The organism is Undibacterium sp. Ji83W (genome assembly GCF_049340385.1).
Classification (GTDB): domain Bacteria; phylum Pseudomonadota; class Gammaproteobacteria; order Burkholderiales; family Burkholderiaceae_D; genus Undibacterium.
The window spans coordinates 278,689-301,073 of the sequence record NZ_JBMPOZ010000004.1 but is presented as its reverse complement, the minus strand read 5'-3'; the positions used below and the strand labels follow the sequence as shown (position 1 = coordinate 301,073).

Below are 22,385 nucleotides of genomic sequence, written 5' to 3'. Positions count from 1 at the left end.
CCTCACTTCGTCTCGTCCTATTGCTTTTGCAAACCACGGCGTATCAGCAAAGGCTCTATCTTTGGCTCGCGCCCTCGGAAATTACGGAAAGACTCCAGTGGGTCCATGCTGCCACCCTTGGACAATAATTGCTGACGGAACCAGTCGCCATTCTTGCGATTCAGGCCGCCGTTTTCCTTGAACCATTCCACGCTCTCGGCATCCAGCACTTCACTCCACAGATAAGCATAGTAACCGGCTGAATAGCCGCCACCAAAGATGTGGGAGAAGTAAGTGCTGCGATAACGTGGCGGCACCGGGGCAAAATCGACACCAGCCTGTTTCAATGCATCAGCTTCAAAGGCCAGCGCATCTTTTGGTATTTGCGCTGGTGTCAGTTGATGCCAGCGTTGATCCAGCAGGGATGCTGCCAGATATTCCGTGGTTGCAAAACCCTGATTGAATTTATTGGCTGCGGTGATTTTATCGACCAGGCTTTGTGGTATCACTTCGCCATTTTGATAATGTCTGGCGTAGTTCTTCAAGACCTCAGGCCAGGTCGCCCACATTTCATTGACTTGCGAAGGATATTCGACAAAGTCACGAGGTACATTGGTGCCAGAAAAACGCGGGTACTTTACATTCGAGAACAAGCCGTGCAATGCATGACCAAATTCATGGAAAGCGGTGCGCACTTCATCAAAGGTCAGCAGGGTAGGCTGGCCTGCTGGCGGTTGCGGGATATTGAGATGGTTGGCAAGCACAGGGTGAGTGCCAAACAAACTGGATTGTTCTACATAGGCATTCATCCAGGCGCCACCGCGTTTGGTGTCGCGCGCATACATGTCGGCGATGAACAAGGCCATGCTCTTGCCATCCGCATCAAATATTTCATACACCTTGACGCTGGGGTGGTACACCGGCAAGTCAGTGCGTTCCTTGAAAGTAATGCCATACAACTTGGTGGCAGCAAAGAAGACACCGTTTTCCAGCACATTCTTCAATTCAAAATAAGGGCGCAACTGGCTGTCGTCAAAGCTGTATTTTGCCTTGCGTAATTGCTCGGTATAAAACGCCCAGTCCCATGCCGCCAGTTTGAAATTACCTTGCTGTGCATCGATGATTTTTTGCAGTTCTGCGCCTTCGGCCCTGGCATTATTGACCGCTGCCGGTGCCAGCTCGCCCAGCATCTTGTTGACTGCAGTGGTGGTCTTGGCGGTCTCATCTTCCAGTCCATAGGCTGCATGGTTGGCATAACCCAGCAGGGTGGCACGTTCAGCACGCAGGTGTGCCAGATCGATGGCGACCTGGCGGTTGTCAAACTCACCGCCATGGCTGCCACGGTTGACCGATGTTTCATGCAGGCGCTGGCGCAAGGCGCGGTTTGCCAGGCTGGCCTCGAATGGCTGGCTAGTGGTATTCATGAGCGGGATGACGAATTTATCTTTCAGGCCACGCGTCTTGGCAGCCTCGGCCGCGCTGGCGATTTCTTCTTCAGACAAGCCCTGCAGTTCTGCCTTGTTATCAACGATAATGGCCGAGGCATTGGTCTCTTTCAACACATTCTGGCTGAACTTGGTGGACAGGCTGGCCAATTGCGCATTCAGGCTTTTCAGTTTTTGCTTGTCCTTGTCACCCAGCTTGGCACCTGCGCGTACAAAGTCTGTGTAATAGCGTTCCAGCAAGCGTTCTGATTCTGCATCCAGTTTCAGTGCCTGGCGTGCTTCATATAATTTGCTGATGCGCTGGAACAGGTGTGCATTCAAGAAAATCTGGTCTTGATGGGCCGCCAGCTTGGGAGCCAGGTCACGCGACAGGGCTTCCAGTGTGGGATTGGTATTTGCGCCAGTCAGGCTGAAGAATACGATGGAAACCCGGTTCAGCATCTGGCCCGCACGTTCCATGGCGACTACGGTATTTTCAAATGTAGGCGCGGCACGATTATTGGCGATCACAGTAATTTCAGCCGCATGCTGGCGCATGCCTTCAGTGAATGCTGGCGCGTAATGCGTATTTTTGATCTGGTCAAAAGCCGGATAGTGGTAAGGCAGTTTGCTGGCGCTGGCAAAGGGATTGTCAGCTAGTTTGCCGGTAGCCCTTTTTTGTATGACGGCGCTACCAGGTTCGGCAGCAGATGTGACAGCATAACTGGCAGGATTCGCCAGCGCAGTACCCAGCAAGATGAGCAGTAGATGTTTGTTCATGTAGTTTTACCAGTATCTTTGATCAAAAAGGGAACCCAGTGTAGCAGACCATAAAGCTAATATATCGTTCACTCCAGTCAAAAAAATAGCGCCCTGAGGCGCTAAAAAGTGCGTAGAAAAAATTGGTCTTCAGCACATGACGAAACGATTCGCCAGGTCAAGTATGAAAGACGGGCGCAGATAGGCGATAAACGCCAGGGCCAGCACCATGGCGATGATACTGCCCCACAGCAGGCGCAATAATCTTAGGGATAATTGTTTGGACATAAATTAACAGTAGTCGCTCAGGCCGGGGCCGGAGTAGCGCGGACTATGGGTTTTTCACTGATAGGCAAATTCACCAGCGCCGCAAAAATACCCAGCGCCAGGACTATGCCCCACACCATATTGTAGCTGCCGGTTTTGGTATATATATAGCCACCCAGCCAGACACCGATGAAACTGCCGACCTGATGAGAGAAGAACACAAAGCCTGACAACATCGACAAATATTTGACACCAAAAATGCCGGCAACGACACCATTTGTCAGCGGCACAGTGGACAGCCACAGCAAGCCCAGCGCTGCGGCGAAGAGATATACGGAATACGGTGTCAACGGTGCCAGCAAGAACAGACCTATGACGATGCTGCGTGCCAGATAGATGGCTGACAACAGATAAGGTTTGGGGAACATGCCACCCAGCTTGCCTGCATAGTAAGAACCAAAGATATTGAATAGGCCTATCAATGCCAGCGCATACACGGCGACGCTGGGATCCATGACACCCTTGTCTTTCAAATAGGCAGGCATGTGCACGCCAATGAAAACCAGCTGGAAGCCACAGACGAAATAGCCGGCCACCAGCAATAAAAATGGCTTGTAGGCAAAGGCTTCACGTATTGCCTCGGCAATGCTTTGCTGCGGGCCAGTGGCTTGTTCCAGTGCAGGTTCGCGCAGCTTCATGGCCATAGGAACCATCAGCAATACGACCAGAGCAGCCAGTACATAAAAGGCATTTTGCCAACCTGCGCGGTCTATCAATTGCTGTTCTATCGGCATCATGACAAACTGGCCAAAGGAACCAGCGGCAGAGGAAATGCCAAAAGCCCAGGAGCGTTTTTCCATCGGAGCAGTGCGGCCTATGATGCCACTGACTGCACCAAACGAAGTACAGGCCAGTGCCGCGCCTATCAGTATCCCGGTACCCACAATGAATAGGCCAGACTGGTCAACCAAAGCCATCCACAACAAACCAGCGGCATACAAAAAAGCGCCCAGCACCATCATCTTGGCAGTACCCACCCTGTCTATCACCATGCCAGCCAAGGGGCCAAATACCCCCCACATCAGGTTTTGCAAAGCCATGGCCATGGAAAAGGTTTCTCTGGTCCAGCCGTGTTGCTGTGAGATGGGTTGCATCCAGAAACCAAAACCATGCCTGACGCCCATGGACAAGGTGATGACAATACCGCTGGCCAGCAGCACGGTTTTCAGGTCAGGGGCGCGTTGAGTAGTCATGATTTTCACTTATAAGCAAACTCGGTAAGTGTATGCCAATCCTGAAAATCATGTGGACTGCCCAAAACACCATGACGGTATGGTGTCTTGCAGCAGTCAGAATTGTATTGCTAAGCTCTTAAGGATTGAGTGGCAAATCCATGGTAAACCGTGCGCCCATGCCCGGCGCACTATCGACAGCGATGCTGCCATGCAGGATGGTGGTCACCAGGTTGTGGACTATGCTGAGTCCCAGTCCACTGCCACCCTGACCCAGCTTGGTGGTGAAGAAGGGATCAAAAATCCTGCGCAAATCCTGCGCCTCTATGCCCTTGCCATTGTCGCTGAAGATGATTTGTACTTGATGGTCCGGTGTCTTGTGGGCACGTAACAGCATCTTGCCGTTTTCACGATTTTCAAAGGCATGCAGCATGGCATTGTTGATAAAGTTGGTCAGTACCTGTCCATAAGGACCAGGGAAGCTGTTGAGCTCTATATCGTCGGGAATATCAATTTCCAGCGTATGCCCATGTTTATGGATGAGATTGTGCAGGGTGCGTATGACTTCCAGTGTCGTCTTGCGCAGATTAAACAGACGGCGCATCTGGCTGGTCTGGTCTACCGAGACTTGCTTGAAACTGCTGACCAGGTCGCTGGCACTCATCAGGTTGCGCAGCAATAATTCATTGGCATTATTGATGGTGGCCGTGAACTGGTTCAGGTCAGAACGCTTCAAGGTGTTTTCTGTCAGCTTGCGTAAAAACAGGACTGATTGCTCTTGCAGGGTAGTGGCTGTCAGCAGGCTATTGCCTATGGGCGTGTTCAATTCATGGGCGATACCTGCCACCAGTGAGCCAAGTGCCGCCAGTTTTTCTTGCGAAATCAGGATTTGCTGGGCTTTTAATAATTGCTGGTAAGTCTCGGCATTTTCTACGGCAATGGCAGTGTAAGCCGCCAGCATCATGGCAATATCCAGATGCATGCGCTGGAAGGCATTTTTTTGCGTGCTTTGTATGGCGATGATACCTATGGTGCGGCCCTTGATCATCAAGGGCACATAGATATGTGAGACAGGGATGATTTTTTCCAGCCCGGCAAAATAGGCACTGTCTACAGTCAGCTTGTTCAAGCCTGCTTCGCTGATGTAGGCCTGGTATTCAGTATAGATGTCGCTGATAAAGATAGGTTGCTGATGTGAGACACACCAGGCTGATAATAAATCCTTGTCCCTGATATCGCGTATATACGGCAGCATGCGGTGGCCGCGCAAGATATTGCAGGGGAATTCTATGGTCTCCTGCTCTGGCCGGTACAGCCCCACCGCAAATACTTCTGCTCCCATCAAATCATGCACATGACGATAGACGATTTCCATGATGGTGTCGCGGTCCAGGCTGGAAGTGATTTCCCTGCCTATTTCGCTGAGCCGGTAGATATGCTTGTGTGCCTGCTGCAATTGCTCGGTCTGTAATTGCAAGCTGGCTGTGCGCTCCCGCACCCTGGCCTCTAGTTGCTTCTGGGTTTGTGCATGTTCAGCATGGCTGAGTACCTGTTGTATCAGGTTGCCCAGATGGCGGCCAAACAAGACATCTTCACGTGACCAGTTCCTGATCCCGCTGACTTGTGCAAAGCAGATCAGTCCCACGCTCTTGCCATGCAGGCGCAAAGGGATTTCCAGTGCTGAGTACAATTGTTCTTGCCCCAGCAGTGCCTGCATTTCGGTGGATACTACATGCAGGCGCATATCATGCCCCACCAAGGGCATTTCATCCTGCTGCAACATATGCATCAAGAGTGGCAAGTTCTGGCATGGCATTTCTGCCTTGACCTGGGCTTGGCTGCGGCCCGCTCTGGCATGGCAGTGCAAGCCTACCTCATTGCCATCTATCAAAAAGACTGCAGCCAGCTCGGTATTCAGTATTGCCAGGGCAGTATCTGCAATCAATTGCAATACTTCGCCTTGCTGGCCTTCTTCCAGCAAGCGATTCGATGACAGTTCCAGCAGGATTTCTACCGGCGACTTATGTGACAAATCATAGGCACGCAGTTCATGGAACTTGTCCATCGTACCCAGTTCACTCAGCTCGCTCGTGGTTTGCTGGTGCAGGCGGGCAAAATGCAGGGCTTGCTGCCAGTTGCCCTGCTGCTCATGGATTTCTGACAGGGCAGCCAGACTGCGTACTTTTTGTCGGCGTGAGGCGACCTTTTCTGAATAACTCAAGGCCCTGCCATAGGCATCCAGCGCCTCATCGAATTGCCCGGCTGCGCGCAATATGTCGGCCAGCGAATCCAGCACTGCGCCTTTCAACCAGACATAATTGCAGGCATCGGCCAGATCCAGTGCGGTGCGGATATGGCTTTCTGCCGTATCCAGTTGCGCATTCCGGCTGGCGACCAGACCCAGGTACCAGTAAGTCTCTGCCAGGTATTCATGAATGGCATGTTGCTCGGCTAATACTTTGGCCTTCAGAAAGCAGTTTTCTGCTGCCTGCAATTCACCCGTATTGAGTTCATTAACGCCCAGGTTGATGATTTGCTTGCACAGCAGATAAGGCTCATTCAGTTGCTCCAGCAAAATGCCTGCATCGGTATGAAAGCGTGCAGCAGTTTTCCTGTCGCCAAGGGCATCGTAAATTTGCCCCAGCCCTATGTGTGCTTCCACCAGCGTCACCTGGTCACGGTTGAATTTGCTCAGGTCTACGCAGCGCGTCCAATACATCAAGGCGTCACGGTAGGCACCCTGGGTATAACTGATACGACCCAGTGCCAGCAGCATCAGGCCAGCCGGTCGTGTCAATTGTTGTTGTTCGGCGATGTGCAAACCCTGTTCCAGCTCGTTTTGCATGGAGTGCGCTTGCCCCAGTCTTTCCAGGATCAGATAGCGCTGGTAACAGGCGTCAAGTTGCAAGCCGGCTTGCCCGGCAGTAGCCGCTTGCAGGCTCAATTGCCCGAGTAAACAAGTCGCCAGCCGCGGATGCCTGCGCGCGGTCTTGACGATGCGATGCAAATTGCGATTCAAATTCAGCGCCTGGCGCATGGTTCCCGATTTGTTTGTCCGAAAATGGCTAGAAGAGTGACTGGCACTCGCGTATAACGATTCCTGAAGATAGTAATGCAGATTGTTATGCCGGTACATAATTTTAACCATCCGGGAATTGATTCAATACAAGAAAGTGGCGGCTATGGAACAGCAGATACAGACAGTAACTGGCAAACATCAGGCAACAACGCAGCCTGATGCGACCAGCCTCATGCTGACCGAGGCTAGTGATGGTTTGACGCAAAAGCAATGCTATTACCGCGCCCTGGCCGCCAAGGACAGCCGTTTCGACGGCGTCTTTTTTACGGGTGTCAAAACCACAGGCGTATATTGCCGCCCTGTGTGTGGTGTCAAGACGCCGCGTGAATCATCGTGCGAGTTTTTCAGCAGCGCTGCCGCAGCAGAGGCCGCCGGTTTTCGCCCCTGCCTGCGGTGCCGCCCTGAACTGGCACCGTATGCCATACAGCAAAATCTGGCGCATGCGATCTGGCAAAGAATCGCTGACGGTGCCTTGAATGAAACAGATATAGAGAGTTTTGCCAGCCAGGTCGGCCTTTCTTCACGCCAGTTGCGCCGTGTCATGCTGCAGGAATTCGGCGTGACACCGGTAGAACTGGCGCAAACCCAGCGCTTATTGTTTGCAAAAAAACTGCTGCAAGAAACCCAGCTCGGCATGGCCGAGATTGCCTTTGCCGCCGGTTTTGGCAGCGTCAGGCGCTTTAATGCCCTGTTCTCGGAACGTTATCAAATGGCACCGGGTTCGATAAGGCGCGCGGCTGACAGCGCTGGGGAGGGCGTCAGCTTGAAACTGGCTTACCGCCCCCCTTATGCCTGGGACGCAGTGATTACTTACCTTGCCGGGCGTGCCATGCCGGGGCTGGAAGCCGTCATCGATGAAAAAGGTGGCAAAGCCTATGTGCGCAGCGTACAGATGGATGGCCTGGAAGGCTGGCTCAAAGTCGCCCATCTGCCCGCCAAACAGCAACTCAGCCTGCAAGTCTCGCCTTCATTGGCACCAGTGCTCATGCCCTTGATGGCCAGGGTCAGGCAGCAGTTTGACCTGGAAGCCAATCCTGCCATCATACAAAGTCATTTGCAGGGTGATGCCTTGCTGGCAGGACAAATCCTGCGCACACCGGGTATGCGTGTGCCGGGAGCCTTCGACAGTTTTGAGCTGGCCATCCGTGCCGTGCTGGGCCAGCAAGTCAGCGTGGCAGGTGCTACTACCGTGGCGGGCAGGCTGGTGACCCGATTTGGTCAGCCCGTGCTTACACCGTTTGCTGCTGTCACCCACCATTTCCCCAGTCCGCAAACCATCGTTGGCTTATCGATAGACCAACTGGCAGGCATAGGCATACCCGGTGCGCGTGCTGCCACCCTGCAAAACATCGCCCAGTTTGCACTTGATGGCGGTTTGCAAAGGCAGTTGGTTGCCAGTTCGGATGACATGGTAGCCAAACTGAAGACTGTCAAAGGCATAGGCGAATGGACAGCGCAATACATCGTCATGCGCGCCCTGCGTTTCTCGGATGCTTTTCCCGCAGGTGACCTGGGTTTGCAAAAAGCCGCGGCATTACTGACGACACCGGTAAGCGAGCGCCTGACTGAAAAGCAATTACTGAACGTCGCCCAACCCTGGGCACCGTGGCGGGCTTATGCCGCTCTCTTGCTGTGGCAATCATTAAGCAAAGAGTAAATAAAGACTAAATAAGGAATGAGGGAAGTATCATGAAATACATTAATTACGACAGTCCAGTAGGGCAATTACTTTTAGCCGCCAGTGAGCGCGGTCTCAGCGGTGTGTATTTTGAAAACCACAAACACTTCAAAGGCAGTGCAGGCTGGCAAGAAGATGAGTCTGATCCTGTCCTGATACAGGCACGCAAGCAATTACAGGAATACTTTGCCGGTCAGCGCCAGGATTTTGATTTGCTGCTGGATTTGTCGGCAGGCACAGACTTCCAGCAAGAGGTATGGGCAGCCTTGCGCCGCATACCTTTTGCCCAGACCAGCAGCTATCTGACGCTGGCACAGGGGATAGCCAGGCCCAAGGCGGTGCGCGCAGTGGGGGCAGCAAATGGGCGTAATCCTCTATCCATCATCGTTCCCTGCCACCGGGTGATCGCCAGTAATGGCGCACTGACTGGCTATGCAGGCGGTTTGCAGAATAAGGAAGCCTTGTTGATGCTGGAAAAAAAATTTGCCAAATAGCAAGATTGCTGGATCATGGCTATGCCAGGAATGTGCTTAAAGAACAGGCAGAGCAGGTAAATTCAGGAAAAGCAGATAGATATCTGAAAATATCATTTAGCTAATTTTGGTGCGATGCACAAAAAGTGCTTGACGTTTTAAATTCTACGTGTAAAATCGTATTTGTTGCGGTGCACCATTCAAGAATTCCTGGAAAGCGCTGCCGATTACTAAAGCCACTTAATTCCATCTACCGGAGAATGCCATGACTACCAATACACCAGAACAATTTATCGCTACTACTAAAGCTAACCTGGAAGCCCAATTTGCTTCCCTGACTGCCCTGAACAAAAAAGCATTTGAAGGCCTGGAGCAGTTGTTTGCCCTGAACGTCAATGCTGCCAAGGCAAGTTTCGAAGAAGGTACTGCTACTGCCAAACAACTGTTGAGCGCCAAAGACCCACAAGAATTTTTCACTTTGTCTGCTGCTCAAGCTCAGCCAAACGCTGAAAAAGCCCTGGCTTATGGCCGTCACCTGGCAACTATCACGACAGCAACTCAGCAAGAATTCACTAAAGCAGTTGAAGCGCACATCGCTGAAACAAACACTAAAGTGATTTCCCTGATCGACGAAGTAACTAAAAATGCACCAGCTGGTTCCGAACAAGCTGTAACAGCCTTGAAATCTGTTGTTGGCAACATCAATGCAGGTTACGAGCAACTGTCCAAAACAAGCAAGCAAGCTGTGCAAACTCTGGAAGAAAACCTGACCAAGGCTACCCAGCAGTTCACACAAGCGGCTGAAAAAGCAACTGCTAAAAAGAAGTAATTTAGCAATTGTAGATTCAGACTCACTTCAGTGAGTTGCAGTAAAAAAATCCCCTGATGTTCGCATGAGGGGATTTTTTCATGGGCAGCCAAAACTCAAGTTTGCGCTGGTGGCGGTGGTAATTTAGCCAATAAATAAATCAAATACAGCACCACGCAAGCACCATCAAACAAGGCTGCAATATGCAGGCCCTGCAAAGCTGGCTCTGCCCAGTTGATGGCCACCATGATCACCAGTCCCAGTTTCTCAACTGCCGCTGCCAATAAAATCGCCCTTCTCGCCTGCACCTGCCTGACCGCATAGATGATCAGTGCGCCAACTACAAAAGCCATCAAACCCCAGTGACGGGCAAAGAACAGGCCAGTCACATCACCCACCTGCATGCCTGATGCCTGCAAAAACAGGGTGGGGGCGATAAATTGCAGGCCCGCCAGCATGGTGACAGTGCCGCTGACGTACAGGATTTTGCTTATTGTTTTTTCTTGCATGTTCTCCTCACTTGTTCAGGTTCCACGATGATATAAAAATGCCGGTCCCGGCAATTCCCTGCCCAGATCGGCACCTACTTCAGTAGTGATCAGTGTATTCAATTTACTGTTCAAGTCCAGCAACAAATCTTTGTGTTGTTCAGGTTTTGCCGCCAGATTGGTGATTTCATTCGGGTCGGTTTGCGTATCATAAAGTTCAAGCTGATTGCGTGTCGTCAGATTTTGCCAGTCGCGTGGCTGGTGATGATCGGCAGGCTTGAAATAGCGGGCAAATTTATAGCGGCCATCATGGATGCCACGGAACAGGGCCGGGTTATCCAGGCTGGGTAAGAACTGGCCACTTTCAAAACCGATCAAGAGAGCGCTCAACTTGTTGTATATCTTGCCGGTTGTTGCACCCTTGCGTGAGAATTCCGGGTCCATGTACAGAGGTATGCCGTAATTGAACAAGATCCCCTTTTTATCGCGTTCTGTGGTCGCACCAACTGAGCTGAGGGCGGCACTGATATCCAGGCCCTTCAGGTAGGGATATTTCTCTGCAGTCGCGCTGGCAGCTACGCCAGCCATGCCCAGGATAGTGGGTGCCAGGTCTATATGTGAACCCAGCGCATTCGTCATTTTGCCACCCGCGACATCCGGGTGGCGCACGATAAAGGGCAGGCGCATGTTTTCCTTGTACATGAAGGGCCCCTTCTGGCGTAGCTTGTGGGCACCGGCCATTTCTCCATGGTCCGAGGTGTAGATGACGATGGTGTCTTTATCCATGCCCAGTTTTTTCAGGGCCTGCAATACCGTCAGGGCATGGCTGTCTACATCGCGCACGCAATTGAAGTAATAACTTTGATAGGCACGCCAGGCAGCTTCATCGTTTGGATCTATATGACCATACAGCCAGTTGCACATTTCTATGTAAGAGCGGGTGGCCCAGGGTTTGTCGTTTAATTTATCCTGGTAATAACTGTCCGGTAGTGGTAAATCCCAGTTCTTGTCGTAAACGCCGCCGATGGGTGGGGTGGACAAAGGCGACAGCATATTGCGCTGCTGTCGGCTGGCCACCTGTTTATCGCCAGTGCTGACATACATGACATCATGCGGATTGACAAAATTCACTGCCAGAAACCAGGGCTGCTTGCCGCGCATATCGCGCCCCTTGCTCCCCAGCCATTGCACAGCGTTACTGGCGATCTGGCCGTCATAGCGGTAACCAGTCCAGGTAGCGCCGTGTGGATCGCCATCAAGGTTATAGTCAGAAAAACCGTAAGGCTCCAATGCATTTTCGGTGCTGGGATAAGGACCATATACCAGGCCAGGGTCGGCACGCAGATGGCTTAAATGCCATTTGCCCTTATAGGCGGTGTAATAACCCTGCGCCCTTAATAAATGTCCCAGGCTGGGCAAGCCATCTGCCAATTTTGGGAAAGAGGGTGGCGCATCGACATTCGCTGTCATTAGTGTGTGCTGGGTATGCTGGCCAAAATACATATTTGAGCGTGAAGGCGAGCAAGGCGTGGTATTCGCATGGAAATTCATCATGCCTGTGCCTTGCTCCAGCAGCATTTCATGAGCAGATAAACCCAGGCCAGACGGCAAGTCTTGCCAGTGGCGTAACTGGTCATTCACGATCAGCAAGATATTTGGCCGCCGCTGGCGCAAGCCTGCAGCTGACATGGCCCCAGGCACTTTGGGTATGCTGCGCGGCCTGTGTTGTTTGTCGGCCACGTCGCCGATGGCGGCACCCAGGCCTACCCCTGCCATAGCTGCCAGTACTTTTCTGCGACTGATGTTGCGTGGCTGCTTACCTGACTGATCTGCCATGTATAGTCTCCATCTGAATTCTAGGCTTACCAGCAGTGTGTGACACTTAATTGCATACGTCCAGTGCATTATAATCATCGTATTGATACCTAAAAGGTATGACCTATTATGGTCTGTACATGAACCTCAACAAGCTCAGACATGTCGTCGTATTGGCAGAGCAAGGCAACTTTGCCCGTGCAGCAGACAAGCTCAATCTTAGTCAGCCAGCATTGAGCCGCAGCATTTCAAGTCTGGAAGAGGAAATGGGCATGCGTTTGTTTGACCGCGACCAGGCTGGTGCCACAGCCACTGCTGCGGGCAGGCAGCTGGTTGTACGTGCCCGTGATTTACTGTATGCGGCAAATAATCTCAAACAGGAAATGGCACAACTGCGCGATTGCGAAAGTGGCCAGATCATTTTTGGTGCCGGGCCTTTTCCTGCAGCCAGTTTTTTGCCCGGTGTCTTGACGGAGCTGGCGACCATCTATCCACGCATGCGTACCGTGCTGGAAGTGAATAATAGTGACACCCTGATGGAACACCTGCTGGCAGAAAAGCTGGAGTTCTTCATCGCCGACACCCGCACCCTGATTCCCAACAAGCATGTCAAAACCAGGCAACTGACGCGCCAATTTGGTGGTCTGTATTGCCGCCGTGAGCACCCACTGACGAAGAAGGCCATGCTGAACCTGCATGACTTGCAAAACGCCAGCTATGCCAGTGTGTATCTGGCGGATATTTTCCTGTCATCCATGCGCAAGGCTTTTGGCCTGGAGCCAGGCCAGGATTTACCTATGGTTACTACTTGCGACAATATTTATGTCCTCAAGCATGTGGTCATGCACAGCGACGCCATCCTCCTGTGCACCCATGCGGCGGTAGCGACAGAACTCAAGTCCGCTGACCTGGTCGAGCTGAAAGTTGATGGCTGGCAAGCCATCCATGCAGAAATTGGTGTGGTCAGCCTGGCAAGACGCAGCTTGTCGCCGATGGCAGAACTGGTGTTGGCAAAAGTCGCCGCACATGTGTAAAGGCATAAAGGCGGCAATTTTGCCTCGCAGGAAGCAGCATTCATGGCAAAACGCCATCTTTTTTAAAGCAGGGGAACTCAGCCAGGCGCGAGCAGTGGTAAGCTAGAGCATGTATTCTATATGCAGGCGCATTTGCAATAATTCAGCAGCATTCATTTGATCATTCCCTGCTCTCAGGGACAAAACCAGGAGAATTCACATGCAAGACGTGGTAATCGTAGCTGCAGGCCGTACTGCAGTAGGCAAATTTGGTGGCTCTTTGGCAAAAACGGCTGCTTCCGATCTGGGTGCGCATGTCATCAAGGCACTGCTGGCGAAAACCGGCCTGAGCGGTGACCTGATCAGTGAAGTCATCCTGGGTCAGGTACTGACCGCTGGCGTAGGCCAGAATGCTGCGCGCCAGGCTGTCATCAAAGCCGGTTTGCCAGACATGGTGCCTGCTTTCACTATCAACAAAGTATGCGGTAGCGGTTTGAAAGCTACTCACCTGGCAGCACAAGCCATCAAGGCTGGTGACGCTGACATCATCATCGCCGGCGGCCAGGAAAACATGAGTGCTTCGCCGCACGTATTGAATGGTTCACGCGATGGCTTCCGCATGGGCGACGCCAAACTGGTCGATACCATGATCGTCGATGGTCTGTGGGATGTGTACAACCAATACCATATGGGTATCACGGCAGAAAACGTCGCCAAGAAATACGGCGTTACCCGCGAAGAGCAAGACTTGTTTGCCCTGGCATCACAAAACAAGGCAGAAGCCGCGCAAAAAGCGGGCAAGTTCAAGGATGAAATCATTCCTTTCGAACTGGTCAGCAAAAAAGGCACGACAGTGTTTGACAGCGATGAATTCATCAAGCATGGCACGACGCTGGAATCCCTGGCATCCCTGCGTCCGGCTTTCGACAAGAACGGCACAGTCACTGCCGGTAACGCATCCGGCCTCAATGATGGTGCTGCTGCCGTCATCATGATGACAGCGCAAAGAGCCGAGCAACTGGGTTTGCCAGTGCTGGCCCGCATCAAGGCTTATTCTTCTGCCGGTGTTGACCCGACGATCATGGGCATGGGCCCGGTACCTGCCGCTCAGCTTTGCCTGAAAAAAGCTGGCTGGACACATCAGGACCTGGATTTGATGGAAATCAATGAAGCCTTTGCCGCACAGGCAATCGGCGTCAACAAGGAAATGGGCTGGGACACCAGCAAGATCAACGTCAACGGTGGTGCGATTGCGATTGGTCACCCTATCGGCGCATCCGGTGCCCGCATCCTGGTCAGCCTGATCCATGAAATGATACGTCGCGATGCCAAAAAAGGCCTGGCGAGTTTGTGTATCGGTGGTGGTATGGGTGTGGCGCTGGCGATAGAACGCTAACTAAGTCTGACCAGCATTTGCAAGACTGGATAGTAAAAAAACCGCCAGACAATCTGGCGGTTTTTTATTGTCATCAGCGATTACTTATTTCTTCAGGCATTTTTCCAGGAACTGATCCTGTTCCCACAGCAAATGCATGATGCTTTCTTTGGCAGCGTAGCCATGACTTTCCTTGGGTAGTATCACCATGCGTACCGGTGCGCCCAGACCTTTCAATGCCTGGAAAGCGATCTCTGTTTGCCAGCGCCTCCGCACCATCTGGGTAAACAAATGCGGATTGCGGCAGTATCCCCCCAAAATACAAAGAATCGATGACGGAATTTCCATGCATCTGTGGTGTTACATATTCAGATCGAACGTTGATGCTTGACAACATGTCGGTATCAGCCTGGACGACACACTCAGGTTTAGTTGGAGGTGGTCTTCGCTTTATATGCAATTAGAAACGCGTCGGAAGCCACCTGATCGGCCAGCGCCCTCAAGTTCGCAGCCGAGGCGGGGCCCAGAGCGACCTCCACTTGATCGTTTGTTGCAGCCCAGCGCACCATTGCTTCGGAAAGCAGTGTCTTGCCAAGTGGAGTGAGAACGCCGTGTTTGGTCCGCCGGTCCTGGACATCCTGACGCAGTTCAACAATTCCGTCGCGCACCAGCGATCTGAGCGCATGAGTCAGAGCCGAAATTTGGATAGCAAGCCGGGTCGCCAGATCCTGCAGCGTTGGTCCTTGTTGATCGGCCCCCATGAGTTTGTCTATTTCTGAAATGAGTGCGAGCTGCGTAGCTTTGAGGTCCAGCGGTGCCAACGCCTCGTCATAAAGTTGCCCAAGTCTGCGAGCTGCGAGGCGCAGTGATGTAGCCGTGCAGACACGTCCGCCCAAGATTCCTTGCTCACTTGCAGCGGGCCTGTCCAGACTGTTTTTCGTATCAATAAGATTTGAGGTCATACCCATATTTTAAAAACGGTTGAGTGCTGCACCATCGGCAAGCCGTCGGCTATTAACTTTACACTTGAGCCCTCAATTATATTGCACTTGAGCTCGCATTTGCATTAAACTTGAGCCCTCAACTATATTACTTGAGCACTCAACCATAATAGAAAGATATCAATGACAAATCCAAACTCTAAGAATGTCGCCCTTGTTACGGGGGCTTCCTCCGGTATCGGAGCCGTTTATGCGGATCGCCTCGCTGCGCGTGGATACGATCTCATTCTCGTCGCCCGGCGCGCTGATCGCCTGGAAGCCCTTTGTGCGCAGGTCTCAAAGGCGCACGGCATCAAAGCCGAGGCGATCTCAGCCGATCTGACCAAAGACCAGGACCTAGTGCGGATCGAGACACTTTTGGCCACCAATGGAGACGTGCGCGTCCTGGTGAATAACGCTGGCATTGCGCGACTGGGACCGGCTGCCCAGACGTCCGCAGACGACGCACAGTCCCAGATCGCCCTGAATATCACAGCGCTGACGCGTCTGACGCAAGCTGCGTTGCCCGCCTTCTTGGCGAGAAACCAGGGCCTGATCATCAATATTGCCTCTGCCCTGGCTGTCCACTCGCTGCCGATCAGCGCCATCTACAGCGGTACCAAGGCCTTTGTATTGCAATACAGTAGAGGTTTGCAGCAAGAACTTGCCGAAACTGGCGTAAAAGTTCAATTGGTCTTGCCCGCATCCACAGCCACTGAGCTCTGGGACCTGTCTGGTGTCCCGCTGGCAGCCCTCAACAAAAACACTCTGATGACGACCGAACACATGGTCGATGCAGCCATCGCGGGCTTGGACCAGGGCGAAGCCGTCACTTGGCCATCGGTCGCCGACGCAACGCTGTGGGAGAAATACGACGCGGCCCGCTCCGAACTGTTCGCGAACACCCAAGCCGGAACGCCGGCTCCTCGTTACAAGATCGGTTGACTCCTGCTAAATAAGTGTCACTACTCTTCTTTTCTCTCACCTTTCCATTTTTCCAAGGACAGTCCATGCTTTTCGAATCTTTCTCATTGCGTTCTACCCAGCTCAACAATCGCGCCGTGATGTCGCCGCTTACGCGCAGCCGCGCAAGCGACAACAACGTGCCCACCAGCTTGATGGCGGCTTATTATGCCCAGCGTGCAAGCGCCGGTCTCATCATTACGGAAGGAACCTCACCGTCGCCCAATGGCTTAGGTTATGCCCGCATACCCGGCCTGTACAATGATGCCCAGGTGCAAGGCTGGAAGCTCGTGACCGACGCAGTGCATGCCAAGGGCGGCAAGATCGTCGTGCAACTGATGCATACCGGCCGCGTGACCCACAAGGCCAACCTGCCGGTTGGTGCTGAAGTGCTTGGACCTTCACCTGAGACCTGCCCCGGTGAAATGTGGACAGATACGCAAGGCAGCCAGCCACACACGCCACCGCGCGCTATGACCGAGGCCGACATCCAGGCCGTGATCGGCGAATACACAAAGGCCGCGCGCCTTGCCATCCAGGCCGGTTTTGACGGCATCGAGTTACACGCCGCCAACGGCTACTTTCTCGAGCAATTCCTGAACGCCAACATCAACCGCCGCACGGATGGTTACGGCGGCACGGCTGAAGGGCGCAACCGGTTAGTGCTGGAGGTTGCCCGTGCGACCGTGAAGGAGATCGGCGCTGAACTCGTCGGCATACGCTTGTCGCCCCACGGTGTGGTCAACGCTGCCGGCGCATTCGATGGCGTGGACGAACAGTACCTGGCGCTTGTCAGGCAACTCTCCGCACTAGGTCTCATGTACGTCCACGTCCTGGACCATTCGGCGATGGGCGCCCCGCCTGTACCGGCGAAACTGAAGGCAGATTTAAGGGCGGCGTTCGACGGCCCCTTTATCCTCGCCGGCGGACAGGACAAAGCCAGCGCACAACAGGCGCTGAGCCAAGGTCGCGCGGACCTGGTTGCGATGGGAAGGCCTTTCATCGCCAACCCTGACCTGGTCGAGCGCATGCGCCAGGATGCGCCATTGAACGCGCCTGACCCCACCACGTTCTACACGCCCGGTGCCAAGGGCTACACCGACTATCCGACGCTTGCCGGTTAAGCATCAACCATCCTCTAACTCCTAACCCGCCTCAACTTCACAAACGACTGAAGGAACCAATATGACTTTCAACATGAATACTTTCAAAACCGGGCTCATGTCCATTGCGCTTGCTGCCACCGCCAGCCTCATGCCAGCCGGCGCTTCCGCGGCTTCCAAGGGGAAGATCCTTGTAGTGATGTCGAGCGCCCACGAACTCGAACTCCGGGACGGCAAGCAGTACAAAACGGGATACTTCCTCAACGAGCTTGCCGTTCCGCTGCGGATGCTCGTCGAAGCGGGGTACACACCAGTGTTCGCCAATCCAAAAGGCGACACACCTGACATGGATGCGAATTCGAACAACAAGAACTATTTCGGAGGAAATGATGTGAAGCGCGAAGACGCACTCTCTTTCGTTGCGAAGTTCGATTCGTTGAAGAAGCCCAAAACGTTGGCATCCGTTGCAGCAGAAGGCGCCAGCGGCTATGCAGCGGTGTTCATTCCGGGCGGCCATGCGCCTATGCAAGACCTGCTGAAGGACCAGTCGCTCGGTACCATCCTGAAGAACTTCCACGCGGCCGCGAAGCCTACAGCAATCATCTGCCATGGACCGATCGCTCTTCTGGCCACCCTACCTGAAGCAGCCAAGTTTCAGTCTGCTCTCATCGCAGGCGATACCGCTGCGACCAAGAGCCTTTCTCAGGGCTGGACGTATGCCGGCTATAAGGTAAGCGTCTTCGCCGCATCCGAAGAGAAGCAGATAGAAGGTAACGCGCAGCTCGGCGGTCAGGTCCTCTTCTATCCGGACGCAGCTTTGACCGCAGCCGGGGCCATTGTTCAGAATGGTGCAGACTGGCAACCCAACGTCGTAGTCGATCGGGAACTGATCACCGGTCAACAGCCCCTGTCGGCCGAAGTCTTCGGCAAGGCTTTAATGGCGAAGTTGGTCGCACAAGCTAAATAAAGGGAGTGAACCTGTGCCGGCCAGCACAGGTTCTGCCGCACTTTGCACAAAAAAACGGCTGCAAACTGATCCACACGCAATCCAGTTCGCAACCTTCTTTGCACCCGTGAAGGTGGGACATGTATTACCGCTGATCGAGTTGCCTTAATAGAGCGATGCACATCGCAGAAATCCATCAGAATGATCACACGAGACTTCTACTACTACGAGCCTTCCAAGGGCCATGGGCTGAGTCACAACCCTCTCAATGCGCTAATCGCCCCACGCCCAATCGGCTGGATTTCGACACGGGACGCGCAGGGGCGAGTAAATCTGGCTCCCTACAGTTTTTTCAATGCGTTCAACTATGACCCGCCCATCATCGGGTTCTCTTCTATCACTTGGAAAGACAGCGTGCAGAACGCATCCGAAACACGCGAGTTTGTCTGGAATTTGGTGACACGAGAGTTGGGCGACCAGATGAACCAGACCGCCACCCCACTGGCGCATGGCGAGGACGAATTTTCCCTCGCCGGACTCACGGCTGTGCCGGGTCGTGTGGTCAATGTGCCACGCGTGGGGGAAAGCCGTGCTGCGATGGAGTGCAAGGTCACCGACATCGTCCAATTTCGAAACACAGATGGCGAGAAGGTGAGTAGCTGGCTGGTCCTGGGTGAGGTGGTGGCCGTGCATATCGACAAATTGCTCTTGAAGGACGGCGTGTACCAGACGGCGCAAGCTTATCCGATCTTGCGTTCTGGAGGCTTGAACGACTACGTTCAGGTTTTACCTGAAAACGTCTTTCAGGTTACCCGGCCTGCAGGTGCCAGCGATGCGGCCGCTCACGGCAAGGGATAACGTTTTCCCTTTTGGCAGGTCGCGACCCGAATGAGGCCAAGAGTCTTGTCGCTTGAAAAAACCGTGTTCGATAAACTGGGTATGGATCACAGCAGCTTTGAATTACCCACGAAGTGGCAGGACATTACGGCCTCTGTCTATTATAGCTGACGGCAAAGCTGTGCCCGGCAACTGGCACCGCCAACCAGAGCTGGCAGCAGCGGGTTTTGGACCACTCCATCAGACCTGGCACGCTTTGCTATCGAGATACAGCAAAACAATGCAAGCAAATCTGATTACAAGGTCATAGAAAAAACCGCCATCGCTGGATGCCAGGGCATATAAAAAATTTGCCGGTGAAAATGCCGTCAAAAATTTCCCAGTTGTCGTCACTGCCGATGGCGACCGTTTGCATATCAAGCTAGACCCCCTGAGGGCTTTCCCGCAAGAGCTGTTCCCCGATGTGGATCGGTAGCTACTTTATGCTGAATAATGATGTCATCGTGACCGGTATGAGCATACAGGGAGAAGAAAAATCGAGCGGTAAGAAGATCAAATAGTCCTGAGCCAGAACACGACTACATGCTAGTTCGAAAGTCCATAAAAAAATCCCAGGCTCGCTTTAATGCGCCTGGGACTTTTTTTACAGTCATGGCTGCATTACTGTAGCCATGACTTCTGTCTTACACCTTATTTCTTCAGGCATTTTTCCAGGAACTGATCCTGTTCCCACAGCAAATGCATGATGCTTTCTTTGGCGGCATAGCCATGGCTTTCCTTGGGTAGTATCACCATGCGTACCGGTGCGCCCAGACCTTTCAATGCCTGGAAATAGCGTTCGGTTTGCAGGGTAAATGTACCGGGATTATTATCGGCTTCGCCATGTACCAGCAACATTGGGGTCTTCATTTTATCGGCACTCATGAAAGGCGACATCTTGTTGTAGACCTCAGGGCTTTCCCAGTAATTGCGCTGTTCACTCTGGAAACCAAAAGGCGTCAGTGTGCGGTTATAGGCACCACTGCGCGCAATACCGCAGGCAAACAGTTTGGAATGCGTCAGCAGGTTTGCCGTCATGAAGGCACCATAAGAATGGCCACCAACGGCAACGCGCTTGCGGTCTATATAGCCCAAAGCGTCAACAGCATCAATCGCTGCTTCGGCATTGCCAACCAGTTGCGGGATGAAGTTGTCATTCGGCTCGGTCTTGCCTTCACCGATGATAGGGAAGGCCGCATCATCCAGCACTGCATAACCACGCGTCACCCAATAAATGAATGAACCATAGCTGGGGAAGGTAAACTGGTTTCATTATGCCTGCTTTGTCCTGCAGAATCCTTGTCCTTGAATTCCGCCGGGTAAGCCCATATCAGCAAAGGCAGTTTCTCTTTCTTTTCTTTGTCGTAGGCCGCTGGCAAATACAGGGTGCCTGACAATTCCACGCCGTCCTTGCGCTTGTACTTGATGACTTCTTTCGAGACATCCTTCAAGCCTGTGAACGGGTTCTTGAATTGCGTCACTGGTGTCAACTGATTGCCGCCCTTGATATTACGGAAGTAGTAATTCGGGTATTCAGTCTTCGACTGTATCTGCACCAGCACATCGCCTTTTTTGACATCTTCTATCGAGACTATGCTTTCTATCTTGTCGGTGTAAGTGGACTGATACAGTCGGTTCTTTTTCAGGCTGCCCAGATCCAGTTCATCGATGAAAGGGAACTGACCTTTCCTGGTGTGACCAGCACCCAGCAGATAGGCTTTGTTATCTTCTATTGCCAATACACGGCGGTGATACTGGTTGTATTTGGTTTCAAAACGACCCGGGTCCGAATAGATATCCTGCATATTGCGGTCAGAGATGACACGTGGTGCTTCTGCCGGATTGGATGGATTAAACAAATAGGCCTTGGTGTTGCGTGTGTCATACCAGCCATCAGTGACGACGGCCAGGTTGTCGTTACCCCAGACTATGCCGCCATAACGTTGCGCGACTTTTACCAGGGAGATTGCGGGCTTGTCGAAAGGTGCATCCCAGGAAAACACTTCATCACGGAACTCGGCCTTATTGGCCGGGTCGCCACCATCCAGCGCCTGTGCATAAGTCAGGCTGGCTGGCTTGTCCGCGCGCCAGGCCATATAACGTTTGCCAACAGGAACAGCACTAAAGCCTTTGGGGATGATTTCATTCAAAGGCGATTCATCCACTACCTTGATCTGCTTGCCAGTCACATCGCTGACTATGGTTTTTGACGGAAAACGCTGCAGCGGTACGATGTAGGAGAAAGGCTTTTGGATAGAGCTGATCTGCAGATATTTGCCGTCAGGAGAAAAGCTGACTTCATCAAACATCTCTGCCTTCTTGAACAGGCTGCTCTTGCCATTCAGGCTCAGTTTATGTAGTTCAGAAGTTGTCAGGTTGACGAAATTACTTTCATCATTCTGGTTTTTCAAGAGATCGGCATAAGTGCGGTTTTGTGAAGTCGCGCCGCTGGAAGTCGAAATGATGGGGCCACTCGGCAAATCCTTGCTGGCATCCAGCAGGGCTGGGCGGCTCTTGGGCAAGACCTTGATCAGCAGGCTTTCGCTATCCCGGTACCAGTCAAATGGTGTACCCAGATTGGCGTTCAGGTTCGCTTCCGTCAATTTTTTCGCTGTTGCGGTTTCCACATCAATGACCCACAGCTCCACACCTTTGGCAGCGGTATTGGTAAAGGCAATTTTCTTTTCACTCGGTGACCAGGTGACGTAACTGATCAGCGGGTTTTCGGGCAAGCCCTTGACTTGCACTTCATCAGTCGCATCGACTTTGCGCAACTTCAGATTATTGACATAAGTCAGCGTGCTGGAAATATTCGTCACCGGATTAATGCGCAAACCAGCCAGACGCATTTCAGTCTGGTTCAAATCATTTAATGATTTATAGGTATTGCGGTAACTGAGCAGCAGTGTCTTTCTATGGCTATCCATGCTCACTACAGGTGCACGCTGGAAATCTGCCAGCTCCAGTATGGACTGCGGCGGTTTTTGATAGCTCATATTTTCTTGCGAACCAGCATTGGCACTCAGGGCCGCAAGCAGCAACAGACTCAGTTTGCTTTTCATTAATATCCTCGGTTGAATTTTTATGAATCAGCCCTGGCGATCGACCAGAGTCAAAAGCTTTATTC

General features: G+C 52.6%; 19 protein-coding genes. 9 read left to right on the top strand and 10 right to left on the bottom strand.

All coding sequences use genetic code 11. The features are described from left to right. Window positions 1-17: 17 nt before the first annotated feature. The 4 genes from ACO0LD_RS10370 to ACO0LD_RS10355 all read right to left on the bottom strand — a co-directional run bounded on the left by ACO0LD_RS10370 (window position 18) and on the right by ACO0LD_RS10355 (window position 6,680). Window positions 18-2,183 carry a M3 family metallopeptidase gene (locus tag ACO0LD_RS10370; RefSeq protein WP_423006382.1) on the bottom strand — a complete coding sequence of 722 codons (2,166 nt, stop codon included), beginning with the start codon at window positions 2,181-2,183 and terminating at the stop codon, window positions 18-20. A 129-nt stretch (window positions 2,184-2,312) separates the two neighbouring features. Beyond that, window positions 2,313-2,450, bottom strand: a complete 138-nt coding sequence (locus tag ACO0LD_RS10365; protein WP_423006380.1) for a hypothetical protein — start codon at window positions 2,448-2,450, stop codon at window positions 2,313-2,315. A gap of 17 nt (window positions 2,451-2,467) precedes the next feature. Continuing rightward, complete coding sequence (locus ACO0LD_RS10360; protein WP_423006378.1) at window positions 2,468-3,682, bottom strand: MFS transporter; 1,215 nt, start codon at window positions 3,680-3,682, stop codon at window positions 2,468-2,470. 118 nt (window positions 3,683-3,800) lie between these two features. Then, window positions 3,801-6,680, bottom strand: a complete 2,880-nt coding sequence (locus ACO0LD_RS10355; protein WP_423006377.1) for an ATP-binding protein — start codon at window positions 6,678-6,680, stop codon at window positions 3,801-3,803. 163 nt (window positions 6,681-6,843) lie between these two features. Between ACO0LD_RS10355 and ACO0LD_RS10350 the strand changes: the two genes are divergently transcribed. The 3 genes from ACO0LD_RS10350 (at window position 6,844) to ACO0LD_RS10340 (ending at window position 9,720) form a co-directional block, all read left to right on the top strand. Then, window positions 6,844-8,397 (top strand): AlkA N-terminal domain-containing protein, encoded by a 1,554-nt coding sequence (locus tag ACO0LD_RS10350; RefSeq protein ID WP_423006375.1) that lies wholly within the window; start codon window positions 6,844-6,846, stop codon window positions 8,395-8,397. Window positions 8,398-8,429: 32 nt separating this feature from the next. Then, a complete protein-coding gene (locus ACO0LD_RS10345; protein ID WP_423006373.1) occupies window positions 8,430-8,912 on the top strand; it encodes a methylated-DNA--[protein]-cysteine S-methyltransferase in 483 nt (160 codons plus the stop codon). Between the two features lie 244 nt (window positions 8,913-9,156). After that, a complete protein-coding gene (locus ACO0LD_RS10340) occupies window positions 9,157-9,720 on the top strand; it encodes a phasin family protein (RefSeq protein WP_423006371.1) in 564 nt (187 codons plus the stop codon). Window positions 9,721-9,815: 95 nt separating this feature from the next. On the opposite strand, the gene ACO0LD_RS10335 is transcribed toward ACO0LD_RS10340, so the two are convergent. Next, entirely contained in the window at window positions 9,816-10,208 is a 393-nt protein-coding gene (locus ACO0LD_RS10335) for a hypothetical protein (RefSeq protein ID WP_423006369.1), read from the bottom strand. Window positions 10,209-10,223: 15 nt separating this feature from the next. Further along, entirely contained in the window at window positions 10,224-12,023 is a 1,800-nt protein-coding gene (locus ACO0LD_RS10330; protein WP_423006367.1) for a sulfatase-like hydrolase/transferase, read from the bottom strand. Between the two features lie 119 nt (window positions 12,024-12,142). Between ACO0LD_RS10330 and ACO0LD_RS10325 the strand changes: the two genes are divergently transcribed. Further along, a complete protein-coding gene (locus ACO0LD_RS10325; RefSeq protein ID WP_423006365.1) occupies window positions 12,143-13,036 on the top strand; it encodes a LysR family transcriptional regulator in 894 nt (297 codons plus the stop codon). A 199-nt stretch (window positions 13,037-13,235) separates the two neighbouring features. After that, a complete protein-coding gene (locus ACO0LD_RS10320) occupies window positions 13,236-14,411 on the top strand; it encodes an acetyl-CoA C-acetyltransferase (RefSeq protein ID WP_423006363.1) in 1,176 nt (391 codons plus the stop codon). A gap of 84 nt (window positions 14,412-14,495) precedes the next feature. Here the strand turns inward: ACO0LD_RS10320 and ACO0LD_RS10315 are convergent, their stop codons facing one another. Together ACO0LD_RS10315 and ACO0LD_RS10310 are read right to left on the bottom strand one after the other, a co-directional pair. Further along, a complete protein-coding gene (locus ACO0LD_RS10315) occupies window positions 14,496-14,738 on the bottom strand; it encodes an alpha/beta hydrolase family protein (RefSeq protein ID WP_423006361.1) in 243 nt (80 codons plus the stop codon). An 80-nt stretch (window positions 14,739-14,818) separates the two neighbouring features. Next, window positions 14,819-15,352 (bottom strand): MarR family winged helix-turn-helix transcriptional regulator, encoded by a 534-nt coding sequence (locus ACO0LD_RS10310; RefSeq protein ID WP_423006359.1) that lies wholly within the window; start codon window positions 15,350-15,352, stop codon window positions 14,819-14,821. Window positions 15,353-15,514: 162 nt separating this feature from the next. On the opposite strand from ACO0LD_RS10310, the gene ACO0LD_RS10305 reads away from it, so the two are divergent. The 4 genes from ACO0LD_RS10305 (at window position 15,515) to ACO0LD_RS10290 (ending at window position 19,240) form a co-directional block, all read left to right on the top strand. Beyond that, complete coding sequence (locus tag ACO0LD_RS10305; protein WP_423006357.1) at window positions 15,515-16,315, top strand: SDR family NAD(P)-dependent oxidoreductase; 801 nt, start codon at window positions 15,515-15,517, stop codon at window positions 16,313-16,315. A 65-nt stretch (window positions 16,316-16,380) separates the two neighbouring features. Continuing rightward, complete coding sequence (locus ACO0LD_RS10300) at window positions 16,381-17,457, top strand: alkene reductase (RefSeq protein WP_423006355.1); 1,077 nt, start codon at window positions 16,381-16,383, stop codon at window positions 17,455-17,457. A 61-nt stretch (window positions 17,458-17,518) separates the two neighbouring features. After that, on the top strand, window positions 17,519-18,403 hold the full coding sequence (locus ACO0LD_RS10295) for a type 1 glutamine amidotransferase domain-containing protein (protein ID WP_423006353.1): 885 nt from the start codon (window positions 17,519-17,521) through the stop codon (window positions 18,401-18,403). Between the two features lie 180 nt (window positions 18,404-18,583). Continuing rightward, on the top strand, window positions 18,584-19,240 hold the full coding sequence (locus tag ACO0LD_RS10290) for a flavin reductase family protein (RefSeq protein ID WP_423006351.1): 657 nt from the start codon (window positions 18,584-18,586) through the stop codon (window positions 19,238-19,240). A gap of 669 nt (window positions 19,241-19,909) precedes the next feature. On the opposite strand, the gene ACO0LD_RS10285 is transcribed toward ACO0LD_RS10290, so the two are convergent. Then, window positions 19,910-20,485, bottom strand: coding sequence for an alpha/beta hydrolase family protein (locus ACO0LD_RS10285; RefSeq protein ID WP_423006349.1), 576 nt, complete (start codon window positions 20,483-20,485; stop codon window positions 19,910-19,912). Next, window positions 20,482-22,320 (bottom strand): hypothetical protein, encoded by a 1,839-nt coding sequence (locus ACO0LD_RS10280; protein WP_423006347.1) that lies wholly within the window; start codon window positions 22,318-22,320, stop codon window positions 20,482-20,484. Before ACO0LD_RS10280 ends, ACO0LD_RS10285 begins: the two co-directional genes overlap by 4 nt. Window positions 22,321-22,385: the final 65 nt, after the last annotated feature.